The following is a 16,623-nucleotide window of genomic DNA, read 5'->3' as shown; positions in this document are numbered from 1 at the left end:
TCATGACAGGCCAAGCTCGTTGTCGATGAAATCCAGCACCTGATCGGCGGTCGCGACCTGCAGCCGCTCCACGGCGCCGCCGTCGTCGCCCGTGAGACACATCGCTTTCCATCGCGAAAGCAACGTCTCCAGCCGGGTGGTGACCGCCCCCGAATCCAGCTCCTCGACGGCCACGGCGGACAGGCTGTTCTCCAGCCTGACCAGCTCGTTGAAGACCGGGTGGAGGACATCCCGGCCCGGGGTCCCTGTGTCGTCCGGGGCGAGTTGATGGCGCAGGTGTTCGGCCAGTGCGGCCGCTTCGGGATGGTCGAAGACGAGTGCCGCGGGCAGCCGCAGCCCGGTGGCCGCGGCCAGCCGGTTGCGCAGTTCGACCCCTGTCAGCGAATCGAAGCCGAGGTCTTTGAACGAGGCGTCCGGGTGGACGGTGGCGGGGTCGGCGTGGCCCAGCACAGTGGCGGCGTGGCCGCGCACCAGGTTGAGCAGCAGCCGGTGCTGCTCGGGGGACGGCAGTCCGCAGAGGCGGCCGGACCAGTCGGTCGGCTGGGCACCGGCCGCCGCGATCGGCCGCCCACGGCCGCTGCCGCCGGTGGCCGCGAGCGCCCGGAGCGGGGTGGGCAGCGCGGCGGTGTCCTGGGCGGCCAGCGCCCGGGCGTCCAGGTTGAGCGCCAGCAGATGGGCACGGCCGTGGCGGCACGCCGCGTCCAGCATGGCCAGCCCCTCTTCGGTGGTGTTGGCCGTGATCCCCAAGCGCCCGATCCTGGCCAGATTGGCGGTGTCCAGCCGGGCGGTGAGACCGCTGGTGGCCGCCCACAGCCCCCAGGACACCGACAGCCCCGGCAGTCCGGCGGCCTGGCGGTGGGATGCCAGGGCGTCGCAGAAGGCGTTGGCCGCCGCGTAGTTGGCCTGACCGGGCGTGCCGAGATCGGAGGCGAAGGAGGAGAACAGGACGAATACGCCGAGGCGCAGATGCTCCGTCGCCGCGTGCAGATTGGCGGCGGCAGTGGCCTTGACCGCCCAGGTCCGGCCCAGCCGTTCCGGGGACTGCGCGGGAAGCATCGCGTCGTCCAGCACGCCCGCCGCATGAATGACACCGGTCAACGGATGCGCCGGGTCGATGCCCTCGATGAGATCGACGACGGTGGCGGGGTCGGCCACATCGGCTGCGACGATCCGCACCTCGGCACCCAACTCGCCGAGCTGGACCGCTAGTTCCTTAGCCCCGGGGGCGTCGGGACCGCTGCGGCTGACCAACAGGAGATGCCGGACACCCCAGGCACGGACGAGGTGTTCTGCCACCTGACCGCCCAGGGTGCCGGTACCACCGGTGATCAGTACCGTTCCGTCCGGATTCACCGGGGCCGGGACGTCGAGCACCAGCTTGCCGGTGTGCCTGGCCTGACTCAGATACCGCAACGCCTCCCGCGCCCGACTCAGCGGCCACGACCGCACCGGAGGCGGCACCAGAGCACCGGACGCGAACAGCTCGCCCAGTTCGCGCAGCATCCGGCCGATACGGTCCGGGCCCGCGTCACTGATCAGGTCGTACGCCTCGTACCGCACCCCGGGACGCTCGGCCACGACCTGCTCCGGATCACGGATGTCGGTCTTCCCCATCTCCAGCAACCGGCCACCATCGGCCAGCAACCGCAGGGAAGCGTCCACGAAGGGCCCGGCCAGGCTGTTCAGTACGACATCCACACCACGGCCACCGGTCGCCTCCCGTACGACCTGCTCGAAGTCCAGATCACGCGACGAAGCCCGGTGCCCCTGGTCGATGCCCATGTCCTCCAGCACGGTGTGCTTGCCGGGACTCGCCGTGGCGTAAACCTCCGCACCCACATGGCGGGCGATCTGCACCGACGCCATCCCCACACCACCCGTCGCCGCATGGATCAGCACCGACTCGCCCGGCCGGAGTCCGCCCAGCTCGACCAGCCCGTACCAGGCGGTGAGGAACACGACGGGCGCCGCGGCCGCCTGCTGGAAGCTCCAGCCGGAGGGGATGGGGACGACCGTACGTGCGTCCGCCACCGCCAGCGGGCCGAACGCACCCTCGAACAGACCCATCACCCGGTCCCCCACTGCGAGGCCTGTCACCTCCGGCCCGGTCTCCAGGACCACACCGGCGCCCTCACTGCCCGCGAACACGGCGTCGCCCGGATACATCCCCAGCACGATCAGCGCATCGCGGAAGTTCACGCCCGCCGCATGGACCGCGATGCGTACCTGACCGGCGCGCAAGGGTTCCAGAACCTCCGGACACGGCACGGGCCGCACACTGTCCACGGTCGCCGCCCCGACGACCCCGAGCCGCCACGCCGATTGCCCCACCGGAGGCACCAGACCACCCTGATCGCCGCTGCCGACAGCCCGCACCAGCCGGGGCACCAGCACCTGCCCGGCGCGCAGCGCCACCTGCGATTCGTCCGTCTCCACGGCCCGCAGGACAGCGTTCAGCACCCTGCCGTGATCGGCATCGAGTGTGTTCGGTTCCAGGTCGAGCAGCAGGAACCGGCCCGGGTTCTCCGCCTGCGCGCTGCGCACCAGACCCCACAGCGCGGCACCGGACACGTCCACGCTCCCGGTGTCACCACTCCCGGTGTCATCGGCGGGTACGGCTCCGCGCGTCACCACCGCCAACCGGGACTCGGTCAGCCGTGGTTCGGCCAGCCAGTCCTGCAACAGCTTCAGGACTCGCTCGGCCGACGCCAGCCCATCGGTCGCCATGGCATGGACGTCGGCAGACGCGTCGACAGCGGGCTGATACGCCAGGACGACCGAAGGAGCCGGTGTGCCGGTGTCGAGCGCGGCGATCAAGGAGTCGAGATCCGGGGTGGCCTCACTGCCCAGAGCCGCCCACCTCTGGTCACCGGCACTGCCCTCTGCCACGAGAGGCAAGGGCGTCCAGTCCATGGCGAACAGACCCTCCGTGCCCGGGACTTGGACGCTCCGCAGCTGGTCTCCGCTCGTTGGGCGCAGCACCACCGCATCGGTACTGAGCACCGGGACGCCCAGCGCATCGGCCACCGTCACCCGCACCGTGCGCTCGTCCTCGCCGCTACCCTCCCGGGGGGACAGCCGTACCCGTACGCTGGTCGCCCCTTGGGCCCGTAGCGACACCCCGTTCCAGGTGAACGGCAGCCACACCCTGTTCGTCGTGTTTCGGCCGGTCAGCAGGACGGGGTGCAGCGCCGCGTCGAGCAGTGCCGGGTGGATACCGAACCCGGTGTGCTCGCCCGCGGCCTCCGGCAACACCACCTCGGCCAGCAGATCCGCCCCGTCGCGCCACACCGCGCGCAGCCCCTGGAAGGACGGGCCGTACGCATATCCCAAGGCCGCGACCTGCGCGTAGAAGTCCTCCAGCGCCACGGGCTCCGCCCCCGCCGGGGGCCATACGCCACCCAGACCGGGCACGTCGTCGGCGCGGTCGCCGGGCGCGCTCAGTACGCCTTCCGCATGGCACACCCACATGTCCGCGGAGCGGTCGTTCCCCTCGGGGCGGGAGTACAGGTGCACCTCGCGCCGCCCGTCGGACCCGGGTGGCCCGACCACGATCTGCAGGCGCAGTCCGCCCGACTCCGGGAGCACCAGCGGGACTTGGAGCGCCAGCTCCTCCACGCCACCGGCGCCGACCTCGTCGGCGGCCCGCAGCGCCCACTCCACCAGCGCCGCACCCGGCACCAGCACGGCGCCCGCCACCACGTGCTCGCCGAGCCACGCGTGGGTACGCGCCGAAAGCCGTCCCGTCAGCAGTCGGCCGTCGCCGTTCGCCAGGTCCACTGCGGCGCTCAGCAGCGGATGCCCGGCGGGGACGAGACCGAGGTCGGTGGGGTCGACGCCCCGGCTGGTGAGGCCGTCCAGCCAATACCGCTCGTGCTGGAAGGCGTAGGTGGGCAGATCCACCATCCGGGGGGTGGGGTCGGCCGGGAACAGGGTCGTCCAGTCCACGGGGACACCCGCGTTGAACGCCTGGGCGAGGGAGCGCACCAGCTGGTCCTGGCCGCCGTGGTCGCGGCGTAGCGTCGGCACGGTTGTCGCGTCGACGCTCGCCCGCTCGAAGGTCTCCTGCATGCCGACGGTGAGCACGGGGTGGGTGCTGGCCTCGATAAAGACCCGATGCCCGTCGAGCAGCAGCGCTTCGATCGCGTCGGCGAAGCGTACGCGCTCCCGCAGATTGGTCACCCAGTAGGCGGTGTCCAGCCCGGTGGTGTCGATTCGGCGGCCGTGCACCGTGGAGTAGAAGGCGGTTTCCGTACCGGAGGTGTCGTTCGGGTGGATGCCGTCCAGTTCGCGGAACAGTTCGTCGCGGATCTCGTCGATCTGGGGGCCGTGCGAGGCGTAGTCCACGTCGATCAGCCGCGCCCGGTCGCCGTTCTCCCGGCACGCGGCCACCACCGACGCCACCTGCTCCGGCGGACCCGAAACCACCGTAGAAAACGGCCCATTGACCGCCGCCACACCCACTCCCTCGGCTCGGTCGCCCAGCTCTGACAACAGCCGACCGGCCTCCTCCTGCCCCACACCGAGCGACGCCATCGCCCCGCCACCAGCCAGCTGACGCAACGCCCGACTGCGCAGCGCCACCACCTTCGCACCGTCCTCCAACGACAACGCCCCCGCCACAACCGCAGCCGCGATCTCACCCTGGCTATGACCCACCACCGCCGCAGGCCGCACCCCATGCCCCGCCCACACCTCCGCCAGCGACACCATCACAGCCCACAAAACCGGCTGCACCACATCCACCCGGTCCAGACCGCCCCCGTCACCGCGAAGCACATCGGTGAGCGACCAATCCACATACGCCGAAAGCGCCCGCTCACACTCCGCCACCCGCCCCGCAAACACCGACGACTCATCGAGCAGCGCCGCACCCATCCCCACCCACTGCGAACCCTGCCCCGGAAACACCAACACCGGACCCACATCGCCCGCCAACGCCGGAACACCTGCATGCACCACACCCGGGTGGGACTCCCCTGCTGCCAAAGCCTCCACCGCCGCCACCAACTCGCCACGGCCCGCACCCACCACCACCGCACGATGCTCAAACACCGACCGCGCCGTCACCAACGACCAACCCACCTCGACAGGCGACACCTCCGCATCGACCACCCGCCCCGCCAACGCACCCGCCTGCTCCCGCAACGCCTCCACACTCCGCGCCGACACCACCCAAGGCACCACACCCCCCACAGACCCCACACCCTCAACGCATACAGGCACATCCGGAGCCTGCTCCACGATCACATGCGCGTTGGTACCGGAGATTCCGAAGGAGGACACCGCCGCCCTGCGGGGCCGGTCCAGTTCGGGCCAGGCGGTCGGCTCGGTCAGCAGGCGGACTCCGCTGCCCTCCCACTCCACATGCGGAGTCGGCTCGTCCAGGTGCAGATTCGCGGGCAGGACCCTGTGCCGCAGGGCCGTCACCATCTTGATGACGCCCGCCACACCGGCGGCCGCGTGGGTGTGCCCGATGTGGGACTTCAACGACCCCAGCAGCAGCGGCCGTTCGGCGGGGCGGTCCTGGCCGTACGTGGCGATCAGCGCTTCGGCCTCGATCGGGTCGCCCAGCTTCGTACCGGTGCCGTGGGCCTCCACCGCGTCCACATCGCCCGGTGACAGCTGGGCGCTTGCCAGCGCCTGGCCGATGACGCGTTCCTGGGCGACGTCGTTGGGCGCGGTCAGACCGTTCGACGCGCCGTCCTGGTTGATCGCCGAGCCCCGGATCACCGCCAGCACCCGGTGGCCGTTGCGCCGCGCGTCCGACAGCCGTTCCAGCACCACCAGTCCGACGCCCTCGGAGAAGCCGGTGCCGTCCGCGGTGGCCGCGAAGGACTTGCAGCGGCCGTCCGGGGCCAGCGCGCGCTGCCGGGAGAACTCGGTGAACATGATGGGCGTGGCAAGCGAAGTGACGCCACCGCCCAGCGCCATGGTGCATTCGCCCTGGCGTAGCGCCTGACAGGCGAGGTGGATGGCCACGAGCGAGGCGGAACAGGCGGTGTCCACGGTCACCGCCGGTCCCTCCAGACCGAACGTGTAGGCCACCCGGCCCGAGATCACACTGGTGAGTGTGCCCGTGGTGGCGTATCCCTCGAAGCCCTCGGGAATCCGCGGAGCCCGGGCCAGATAGTCCTGGCTGGACACTCCCGTGTAGACGCCGGTGCGGGTGCCCTTCAGGGTGGCGGGGTCGATTCCGGCCCGTTCCAGCGCCTCCCAGGCGATTTCCAGGACCAGCCGCTGCTGTGGGTCCATCGCCAGCGCCTCTCTCGGGCTGATCCCGAAGAACGCGGCGTCGAATTGGTCGGCCTCGATGAATCCGCCTTGGCGAACGCAACTGGTGCCGTAATGCTCGGGATCGGGGTGGTAGAGGTTTTCCAGGTCCCAGCCACGGTCCGTCGGGAAATCACCGATCGCGTCCACACCCGAACCGAGCAGGTCCCACAATTCCTCGGGGGAGGTGACCCCGCCCGGGAAGCGGCAGGCCATTCCCACCACGGCCACCGGCTCCTGGGCGCGCTCCTCCGCCGCACGCAAACGCTGCCGCGTATCGTGCAGATCAGCGGAGACCCGCTTGAGATACTCGACCAGCTTCTCTTCGTTCGCCACTAGGGGTCACCCGGCCTTCAGCATTCGTCGCGCCCGGTACATTCAGGACACACCAAGCTCGTTGTCGATAAAGTCAAGAACCTGATCCGCGGACGCGGACTCCAGCCTTTCCGCGACATTCATCGCATCCGTCGACTTCTGCGTCGGGACCTTGCCTTCGGGAGAAAGCCGTTGCACCAGATGGCGCGCGATGCCCTCCGGGGTCGGATATCTGAAGATGAGGGCCGCGGGCAGGCGCAGTCCGGTGGCCGCCGCGAGACGGTCGCGCAGCTCGACCGCGGTCAGGGATTCGAAGCCCAGCTCCTTGAAGCTGGCCTCGGCATGCACCGCGTCGGGGTCGGTGTGTCCCAGTACGGTGGCGGCGTGCTGGCGGACCAGCTGGAGCACCGCCCGCTGCCGTTCGGCCGCCGACAGCCCCCTCAGCCGTGCGGCCCAGTCGGCCGACCGCGCACCGGCCACGGCGGCCGCGCGCCGCCGCCCGCCCCGTACGCCACCCCGTGGCACCGGCGCGGTACGTTCGGCCTCGCCATGGCCGTCCGCGGGCCGCAGCTGCTCGGGGGCGGCCGGACGCATCATGAGCGCGTCGATGGTGAGCACCGGTGCGCCCGCGGCATCGGACACGGCCACCCGCATCTCGCGCTCGCCGTCCGCGCCCTGCCGGTGCGGGGACAGCCGGACGCGTACGGTGGTGGCGTCGGCCGCCCAGAGCGCTACGCCGCTCATCGTGAACGGCAGCCACAGCCGCTCGTCGGCGACTTCCCCATTCTCGTCAGGTACCAGGGCCGGTTGCAGGGCCGCGTCCAGCAGGATCGGGTGAATGCCGTACCCGCCCGGCTCGCCTGCGGCCTCCGGCAGCTCCACCTCGGCCAGGACGTCCGCGCCGTCGCGCCACATCGCGCGCACTCCCCGGAAGGCCGGGCCGTACGCATAGCCCGAGGCGGCGATCCGTTCGTACAGCCCGTCCGTCGCCACCGGCCGCGCACCGGTCGGTGGCCATGCCCCGGGCTCGGCCGTCGGGTCGTCCGGTGCGGACGGGCGCAGTACGCCCGCGGCGTGGCACGTCCACGTGGCAGGTGTGCCGCCGACGAGGTCCGGTCGGGCGTATACGCGTACGTCGCGCCGCCCGTCGTCGGCGGGGGCGCCCACCACCACCTGTACGCGGAGGCCGCCTGCGGCGGGCAGCGCCAACGGGGCCCGGAACGCCAGCTCTTCGACCTCGCCGCAACCGGCCTCGTCGCCCGCACGCAGCACCCATTCCACGAGCGCGGCGCCCGGCACCAGTGCCACCCCGCCGACCACATGCTCGCTCAGCCAGGGGTGTGTCCGTGAGGAGATACGCCCGGTCAGCATCAGGCCGCTGCCGTCGGCGCATTCCACGGCGGCGCCCAGCAGGGGGTGTTCGGCGGAGGTGAGGCCGAGGTCGGCGGGATCGCCGCCGCGCGGGGCGGGGGCGTCCAGCCAGTACCGTTCGCGTTGGAAGGCGTAGGTGGGGAGTTCGACGGTACGGGGCGGCGGGTCGGCCGGGAAAAGGGCGGTCCAGTCGACGTCGGCCCCGGCGGTGAACGCCTGTCCCAGTGAGCGCATCAGCTGCGCCCGGCCCCCGTGGCCACGCCGCAGCGTCGGTACGGCGACTGCGACGGCATCCGCCTCCTCGAAACACTCCCGCATCCCCATCGTCAGCACCGGATGGGTGCTGGCCTCGATGAACACGCGGTGACCATCGGTCAGCAGCGCGTCGACGGCATCGGCGAACCGCACCTGTTCGCGCAGGTTGCGCACCCAGTAGCCGGTGCCGAGGTCGGCGGGGCGGGCCCGGCCGCCGGTCACCGTCGAGTAGAACGCCACTCCGGTGTCGGCGGAGGTGGCCGGACGGATACCGTCCAGCAGATGGGTCAACTCCTCTGTGATCTCGTCGACCTGGGGGCTGTGGGAGGCGTAGTCCACCTCGATCAGCCGTGCGCGATCGCCGCTCTCCTGGCATGCGGCCACCACGGCGGCCACCTGCCCGGGCGGTCCGGACACGACCGTCGATCCGGGCCCGTTGACGACTGCCACCACGACCGCCGCCGCCCGGTCGCCCAGCTCGGTCAGCAGGTCGGCCGCCGCCTCCCGCCCCAGCCCCAGCGAGGCCATCGCGCCGCCACCGGCCAGTCGGCGCAGCGCCCGGCTGCGCAGGGCCACGACCTTCGCTCCGTCCTCCAGCGACAGCGCCCCCGCCACCACGGCCGCCGCGATCTCGCCCTGGCTGTGGCCCACGACGGCGGTGGGTGTCACCCCGTACTCCGCCCACACCGAGGCCAGCGAGACCATCACGGCCCACAGCACGGGCTGCACCACGTCGACCCGGGCCACATCGCCCCCGGCGCCGCGCAGCACATCGGTGAGCGACCAGTCCACGTACGGTGCCAGGGCCCGCTCGCAGGCGGCCACGCGTGCTGCGAACACCGGGGAAGTAGCAAGGAGTTCGGCGCCCATCCCCTGCCATTGCGATCCCTGCCCCGGGAACACCAGCACCGGGCCCGGGCCCCCCGTCGGCGCGGTGCCTGGGGGTACCGCGGCGGGTCCCACGAGGCCCGGGTGGCTGTCACCGGCCGCCAGCGCCCGGACGGCCGCCGTCAGCGCGTCGCGGTCCTCACCGACCGCCACCGCCCGGTGTGCGAACACCGACCGCGTGGTGACCAGCGACCAGCCCACCTCCGCGGCGGACGTGCCGGAGTCGGTGGCCAGTGCGGTGGCCAGCGCACCGGCCTGCCCGCGCAGCGCCTCCGCGCTCCGTGCCGACAGCACCCAGGAGGTGGGCCCGTGCTCGGACGGGGCGCCGGGCGCGGCGTCTTCAGGGGCGGTGTCTTCGGGGGCTGTGTCTTCGGGGGCGGGGGGCTGTTCCAGGATCAGATGGGCGTTGGTCCCGCTGATACCGAAGGACGAGACGCCCGCGCGGCGGGGATGTTCCCCGCGCGGCCACGCGACCGGTTCGGTGAGCAGGCGCACGTTGCCGCTGTCCCAGTCGACGTGCGGGCTCGGCTCGTCGATGTGCAGGGTGGCGGGCAGCTGCCCATGCCGCATGGCCATCACCATCTTGATGACACCCGCCACTCCCGCGGCCGCCTGGGTGTGGCCGATGTTCGACTTCATGGAGCCGAGCCACAGGGGGCGGTTCGTAGGCCGCTGGTGTCCGTACGTGGCGAGCAGGGCCTGCGCCTCGATCGGATCGCCCAGCGTGGTGCCAGTGCCGTGTGCTTCCACCGCGTCCACCTCGGACGGGGTCAGCCGGGCGGCGGCCAGGGCCTGGCGGATGACCCGTTGCTGCGACGGCCCGTTGGGCGCCGTCAGTCCATTGGACGCACCGTCCTGATTGACCGCCGAGCCCCGGATCAGCGCCAGTACGTGGTGGCCCTCGCGTCGGGCGTCCGACAGCCGCTCCAGCAGCACGAGTCCAGCGCCCTCGCCCCAGCCCGTACCGTCCGCCGCCGCGGCGAACGGCTTGCACCGGCCGTCGGCGGCCAGGCCGCGCTGGCGGGAGAAGCCGGTGAACATGCCCGGGGCCGCCATCACCGCCACTCCGCCCGCCAGTGCCATCCGGCACTCGCGCTGCCGTAGCGCCTGGGCGGCCAGATGCAGGGCCACCAGCGACGACGAACACGCCGTGTCCACCGTCACCGCGGGCCCCTCCAGACCGAAGGTGAACGCGATCCGCCCGGACACCACGCTGGGCGTGCTGCCGGTCAGCAGATGGCCGTCGAGCCCCTTCGGCGCCTCGTGCAGCCGTGGACCGTAGTCCTGGGGCGTCACCCCGACGAACACCCCGGTCGAGCTGCCCATGAGGGCGGCGGGGCGGATACCCGCGCGCTCGAACACCTCCCACGCGGCCTCCAGCAGCAGCCGCTGTTGCGGATCGGTGGCCAGCGCCTCACGTGGGCTGATGCCGAAGAACTCGGCGTCGAAATGTGCGGCGTCGTACAGAAATCCGCCCTCGCGGGTGTAGCTGGTGCCGGGACGGTCCGGGTCCGGGTCGAAGAGCCCCGCCAGGTCCCAGCCACGGTCCGTAGGGAACTCGCCGACCGCGTCCACGCCCTCGGCCAGCAGCCGCCACAGCGCCTCCGGGGTGTCGGCTCCGCCGGGGTAGCGGCAGCTCATGGCCACCACGGCGATGGGGTCGTCGTCGGTGGCCGGAGTGGTGACCGGTGCTGGGACTGCCGGGGTGCTGGGGGCGTCCGGGGTCCGGTCGACACGGGTGCGCAGATGGGTGGCGACGGCGAGCGGTGTGGGGTGGTCGAAGGTGAGCGTGGCGAGCAGGGGCAGACCGGTGGCGTCGCTCAGCCGCTCGCTCAGTTCCGTGGCCGCGAGGGAGTCGAAGCCCAGGTCTTTGAAGCTGAGGGCGGGGTCGATGGTGTCCGGGCCGGGGTGTCCCAGGACGACGGCCGCGGTGTCACACACCGCGTTCAGCAGGGCACGGTCCCGCTCCGGGCCGGTCAGCTCCGCCAGCCGCCCGACCAGCGGCGATACGGTGGCCGCGCCGTCCGTGGTTGCGCTGCCCGGGGCCGCGCTGTCCGGGGCCGGGGCCGTCGGCTCCGCCTCGGGCCAGTAGCGCTCCCGCTGGAAGGCGTACGTCGGCAGGCTTACCGGGCGGGACACGTCTACCGAACGGGAGCGGTGTCCGCCGAAGACCCGCTCCCAGTCGAGGGCGGCGCCGCGTACGTGTGCCTCGGCCATGGCGGTGGCGAAGGTGCGCGCCTCCGGCCGGTCACGTCGTAGAACGGCCACCACGAGGGGGCGCGACCGGTCGGGGCCGTCCTCGGTGCCGGGGCGCTCGGCGAGGCATTCACGGGCCATGGCGGTCAGTTGGGCGTCCGGTCCGAGTTCGAGGAAGGTGGTGACGCCCACCGCGCGGAGGGTGTCCATTCCGGAGGCGAAGCGCACCGCGTCGCGGGCGTGGCGGGCCCAGTGGTCCGGGGAGGCGAGCTGTTCGGCGGTGGCGGCGCGGCCGGTCACATTGGAGACGACGGGGATGGCCGGTGCGGTGACGGTCAAGTCAGCCGCTGCGGCGCGCAGTTCGTCGAGCATCGGGTCCATGTGCGGGGAGTGGAAGGCGTGGCTGACCTTCAGCAGACGCGCCTTGCGGCCGCGCTCGCGCCAGATGGCCGTGGTGTCGTGGACGGTGTCCCGGTCCCCGGAGACCACGACAGAGGCGGGTCCGTTGACGGCGGCGACGGCGATCCGGTCTTCCTGCCCGGCCAGCAGTTCGGTGGCTTCGTCCACGGTGGCCTGCCAGGCGGCCATCGCACCGTCCGCCGTGACCGACTGCATGAGCCTGCCACGGGCGGCCACGAGCGCGCAGGCGCCGGGGAGGGAGAGCGCTCCGGCCACCTGTGCCGCGGCGATCTCACCGACCGAGTGCCCCATCAGGTAGTCGGCCTTCAGCCCCCAGGAGGCCACCAGCCGGTACAGGGCGACTTCGATGGCGAACAGCGCGGGCTGGGTGTACGACGTCCGGTCCAGCAGCGCCGCACGCGGCGTACCGGGTTCGGCGAACATGACGTCGCGCAGGGGCAGGTCGAGGTGCGGGTCCAGGGTGTCGCAGACCTCGTCGAGGGCGTCGGCGAAGACAGGGTGCGCGGCGTACAGTTCGCGGCCCATACCGGGGCGCTGGCTGCCCTGGCCGCTGAAGAGCAGCGCGAGCCCTCCGTCGCTCGTCCGGCCCCGGACGAGCCCGGCGGTCTGTGCGCCCTGTGCGAGCGCGTCGAGTCCGCGCGGCAGCTCGTCGGGGTGGTGGCCGTCGCCGAGGAGCACGGCGCGGTGGGGGAAGGCGGTCCGGGTGGTGGCCAGCGCGTGGCCGAGGTCCGCGGGGTCGGCGCCGGGGTGGGCGGCGAGGTGGTCGCGCAGCCGCCCGGCCTGGGCGCGCAGCGCCGCGGGCGTCCTGGCGGAGAGGGGCCACAACAGGACAACGGGCGGGGCCGGGGACGTGCCCCGGGGCGTGACCGGCGGCGGGGTGGCCGCCACGGGGGTGGGTGGTTCGGCGAGCAACAGATGGCAGTTGGTGCCGCCCATGCCGAAGGAGCTGACCCCGGCGAGGAGCGGCCGGTCCGGGTGTGGCCACGCGGTGAGTTCGTCCTGCACGCGCAGTCCGAGACGGGCCAGCGGGATGCGCGGGTTCGGGGTGGTGTAGTGGAGGCTGGGCGGGAGTTGCCGGTGGGTGATGCTGAGGGCGCATTTGAGCAGCCCGACGATTCCGGCGGCGCCTTCCAGGTGGCCGACGTTGGTCTTGGCGGAGCCGACCAGCAGGGGGTTGTCCGCAGTACGGGCGCTGCCGAGGGCGGCGCCGAGCGCCTCGGCCTCGACGGGGTCGCCGACGGGCGTGCCGGTGCCGTGCAGTTCGACGTACTGGACGTCGCCGGGTGCGGTTCCGGCGCGCTGGTGGGCGAGCCGCACCACGGCTTCCTGCGCCGCCGGGCCGGGGGTGGTCAGGCCGTCGGTGGCGCCGTCGTTGTTGAGGGCGCTGCCGCGGATCACGCAGTACACCGGGTCGCCGTCGCGCACCGCCGCGCCGAGGGGCTTGAGCAGCACGGCGCCGCCTCCCTCGCCGCGTACGAAGCCGTTGGCGCGGGCGTCGAAGGTGTGGCAGCGGCCGTCCGGGGAGAGTCCGCCGAACTGGGCCGCGGCGGCCTCCATGCTCTCCTCGGTGAGGATGAGGTTGACGCCGCCGGCCAGCGCGAGGGTGCACTCGTGGCGGCGCAGGCTCTCGCACGCGGTGTGGACGGCGACCAGGGACGAGGACTGTGCGGTGTCGACGGTGAGGCTCGGGCCGCGCAGCCCGTAGCGGTGGGAGATCCGGTTGGCGATGATGCTGCGGTGTACGCCGGTCATGGCGTGCCGTGTGCTCGCGAGGGGACGGTGGCGGCGCAGCACGGTCGCGTACTCGTCCCAGATCGCGCCGACGAAGACACCGGTGGCGGTGTCCTTCAGCGTTCCGGGGCGGATTCCGGCGTCCTCGAACGCCTCCCAGCCGAGTTCGAGCATCAGCCGCTGCTGGGGGTCCATGGCCACCGCTTCGCGTGGCGGGATGCCGAAGAACTCGGCGTCGAACGTGTCGACGCGGTCCAGGTATCCGCCGTACCAGGTGGTGGAAGGAGCTACCGGATCGGCCGGGGTGCCGGGGTGGCGGCGGTCGGCGGGCATCGTGGTGATGGCGTGGCGGCCCTGCCGCAGCAGCTGCCAGAAGGCTGACGGGCTGGGCGCGTGGGGCAGGCGGCAGGCCATTCCCACGATGGCGATGGGCTCCGCGGACTGAGGTTGCCGGGTGGGCGGGGCGCTAGCCATCACACCACGTACGGCGCTCGAGGTTGGCAGGGACGTGGTTGCTCATGGGCGGCACTCCCGCTCCGGATTGATGATCGGTGCGAGCACGTGGCCCATCGTGGGGCGCGGTTCTAAAGGCAGACCAAATGCCCGCGGCCGGTCACTTTAGAGACGCGTTACCGGAACCCCGGACCATCGCTGAACAGGTGAGCCCCTTGTGGCCACTTGACGGCCGACCGGAGCGCCGAGCACACAGGAGGAGTGCCATGACATCCCCATCACCCGCGCCGCCAGGCGGCCAGGTGTCGGACTACTACAGTTCGCTCGGACCGCTGCTGCAGATGGCGTGGGACGACAACTTCCACTTCGGCTACTGGGACGGCCCGTCCGACACCAGCTCGGTCCAGGAGGCGACGGACCGCTTCACCGATCTGCTCATCGAACGGCTGCGAGTGGGGCCGGGAGACCGGGTGCTGGATGTGGGCTGCGGTATCGGCAAGCCCGCGCTGCGGGTGGCGTCGACGACCGGGGCCGGTGTTCTGGGGATCACCATCAGCGAGCTTCAGGTCGGGCAGGCGACCGAAGCGGCGCGCGCGGAGCACATGTCCGACCGGGTGTCGTTCCAGTACGCCGATGGCATGGCCATGCCTTTCGGGGACGCATCGTTCGACGCCGTACTCGCCTTCGAATCCATCAACCATATGCACCGGCCCACGGCGTTGCGCGAGATGGCCCGGGTGCTGGCGCCCGGCGGCCGGCTGGTGCTGACGGATGTGACGCCACCGGCCGATGGCAGCTATCAGCCGGAGAACGATCCCGACGCGGTCACCTCGCTGACCGGGATGCGGGACTGGCCCGGTCTGATCACCGACGCCGGGCTGCGGCTGGACGAGCTGAGGGACGTCACCGAGCACACCAAGGACACCGCCAACCGCATGATCGACGGCATTCTGAAGTGCCGCCGGGAGTTCGAGGAGCGGCACGGGGTCAGCGTGCAGGAAGTGCTCGACGCCGCCAAGTCGGCGCTGCCCACGGTGGGCAGCGCCGGTTGTGCGATCGTGGTGGCCCACAAGCTTTGACCAAGGATTCTGGGGCCGGTTTCCACGGGGCAACCGGCCCCAGAAGTCCCGCAATTATCCACTTCTCATCAACGGACCTCAGTGGACGCGGTTTTCGGCATGGCGCGCTTGAACCCGCCATCGCGATCAGCGTATTGTCATTCGCTGACCGCGCTACTCAAGGCCGAAGATATCCGGACCCTGATCTTCCACACCGGTTTCGAAATGCGCTCCTTTCTGCGCGGTGGCGCCTCTAGGGCGCATCTACCCGGATTCTAGGTGAGGCAGGTAGTCATAGGAATCGCTTAGGACGAAGGGCACCTGCCATGGGCGGTGAACTGCGGATTCGCGGTTTCCGAAGCACCGGCAGGTCCGTGATAAAGAGGGGTGAGTAATGGCAGTCGCGAACGACGTGAGTAAGCGGAATCGGCAGCACTGTCCGTCCCCGTGCGGCGGTGAACAGCCGATCCACTTCCCACAGGCGGGCGGCTCGGCGGCACGTGCGCGACGAGAGCCCGCACATTCGTTCGTCTTCAGCAGACAGGCACCACCCCCGGGCGGGTACGGAAACTCGAAGAATCTCGCGGGGATTTCCGGCAACGGCGCCGACTGCCCCATGACCGCACGCATCGGCGACTCGGACGGGGCAAGCAGTGCGATATGAGATCATGGGCCCTCTCCGCGTGGTCGAGGAGGGGCGGAAATTATCCATCAGGGCGCGGAAGATCGAAGTCCTGCTGACCGTCCTCCTGGTCCGCGCGGATCAGGTGGTTCCGATCGACCAGCTCATCACGGAGATCTGGGGCCAGGACCCGCCGCGCCGGGCGATCGCGGGCCTTCATGTGTATGTCTCCCAGATTCGCAAGTTCCTGCGGCGGCCCCAGCAGAGCGAAAGCCCGGTTCTCACCCGCCCGCCGGGATACGTCCTGCGCCTGGGAAATGATGATCTCGACTTCCACTGTTTCGAACGGCTGGTGGGCGAGGGCCGGGATCATCTCCGGGAGCGACGCCACCAGCAGGCCACGGCCTGTTTCGAAAGCGCGCTCGACCTCTGGCGCGACCCGCTGCTGGACGATGTGTGCCACGGGCCGATTCTCGAGGGATTTCAGACCTGGCTGAAGGAAGCCCGTCTGGAGTGTGTCGAAATGCTGACCGATTCGCGCCTGATGCTCGGCCGCCATCGCGAACTGGTAAGCGGTCTGTACCAGCTGACCACCGAGCACCCGCTGCGGGAGGCACTGCATCGTCAGCTGATGCTGGCGCTCTACCGCTGCGGCCGCCGGGCGGACGCCCTGCATGTGTATCAAGCGGCACGGAAGACGCTCAACGAGGAACTCGGGCTCGAACCGTGCCGGGCCCTTCAGGACATGCAGCGGGCCATCCTCACCTCGGACGACCGGCTCGAACTGCAGGTTCCCGCGTAAAGAGGTGAACAGGTGACGGAACAGAGCACATATTTTCCCGACGGCGGCCCGATCGAGGTCATCCTCGAAGGGGGTCCTGACGATCTCCCCCGGGCGCATCGCACCGGTCAGTCGTCCCTCGCCACTCGGAGGCTCAAAATCCAGCACCGCAATGGATACGAGCATTTCGAGCTGGTCGACGGCGATCTCCTCCCGGCGGTGTTCCGCTGGATCATGCGCACCAAAATCGCCGAGTAGCC

5 protein-coding genes are annotated in these 16,623 nt (G+C 71.2%); 3 read left to right on the top strand and 2 right to left on the bottom strand.

The window, feature by feature from the left end; translation table 11 throughout:
* Together ABZ370_RS25735 and ABZ370_RS25730 are read right to left on the bottom strand one after the other, a co-directional pair.
* Window positions 1–6,609: an SDR family NAD(P)-dependent oxidoreductase gene (locus ABZ370_RS25735; protein ID WP_358625189.1), complete on the bottom strand. Its 6,609-nt coding sequence runs from the start codon at window positions 6,607–6,609 to the stop codon at window positions 1–3.
* 42 nt (window positions 6,610–6,651) lie between these two features.
* A complete protein-coding gene (locus tag ABZ370_RS25730; protein WP_358625187.1) occupies window positions 6,652–13,923 on the bottom strand; it encodes a beta-ketoacyl synthase N-terminal-like domain-containing protein in 7,272 nt (2,423 codons plus the stop codon).
* Window positions 13,924–14,168: 245 nt separating this feature from the next.
* Between ABZ370_RS25730 and ABZ370_RS25725 the strand changes: the two genes are divergently transcribed.
* From ABZ370_RS25725 to ABZ370_RS25715, 3 genes are all read left to right on the top strand, one after another.
* A complete protein-coding gene (locus ABZ370_RS25725) occupies window positions 14,169–14,981 on the top strand; it encodes a methyltransferase domain-containing protein (protein WP_358625185.1) in 813 nt (270 codons plus the stop codon).
* Window positions 14,982–15,613: 632 nt separating this feature from the next.
* Window positions 15,614–16,384: an AfsR/SARP family transcriptional regulator gene (locus ABZ370_RS25720; RefSeq protein WP_358625183.1), complete on the top strand. Its 771-nt coding sequence runs from the start codon at window positions 15,614–15,616 to the stop codon at window positions 16,382–16,384.
* Window positions 16,385–16,396: 12 nt separating this feature from the next.
* Entirely contained in the window at window positions 16,397–16,621 is a 225-nt protein-coding gene (locus ABZ370_RS25715) for a DUF5988 family protein (protein WP_358625181.1), read from the top strand.
* Window positions 16,622–16,623 lie beyond the last annotated feature (2 nt).

Source organism: Streptomyces sp. NPDC005962, from assembly GCF_040629205.1.
Classification (GTDB): Bacteria; Actinomycetota; Actinomycetes; order Streptomycetales; family Streptomycetaceae; genus Streptomyces.
This window is presented reverse-complemented; position numbering and strand designations above follow the sequence as displayed.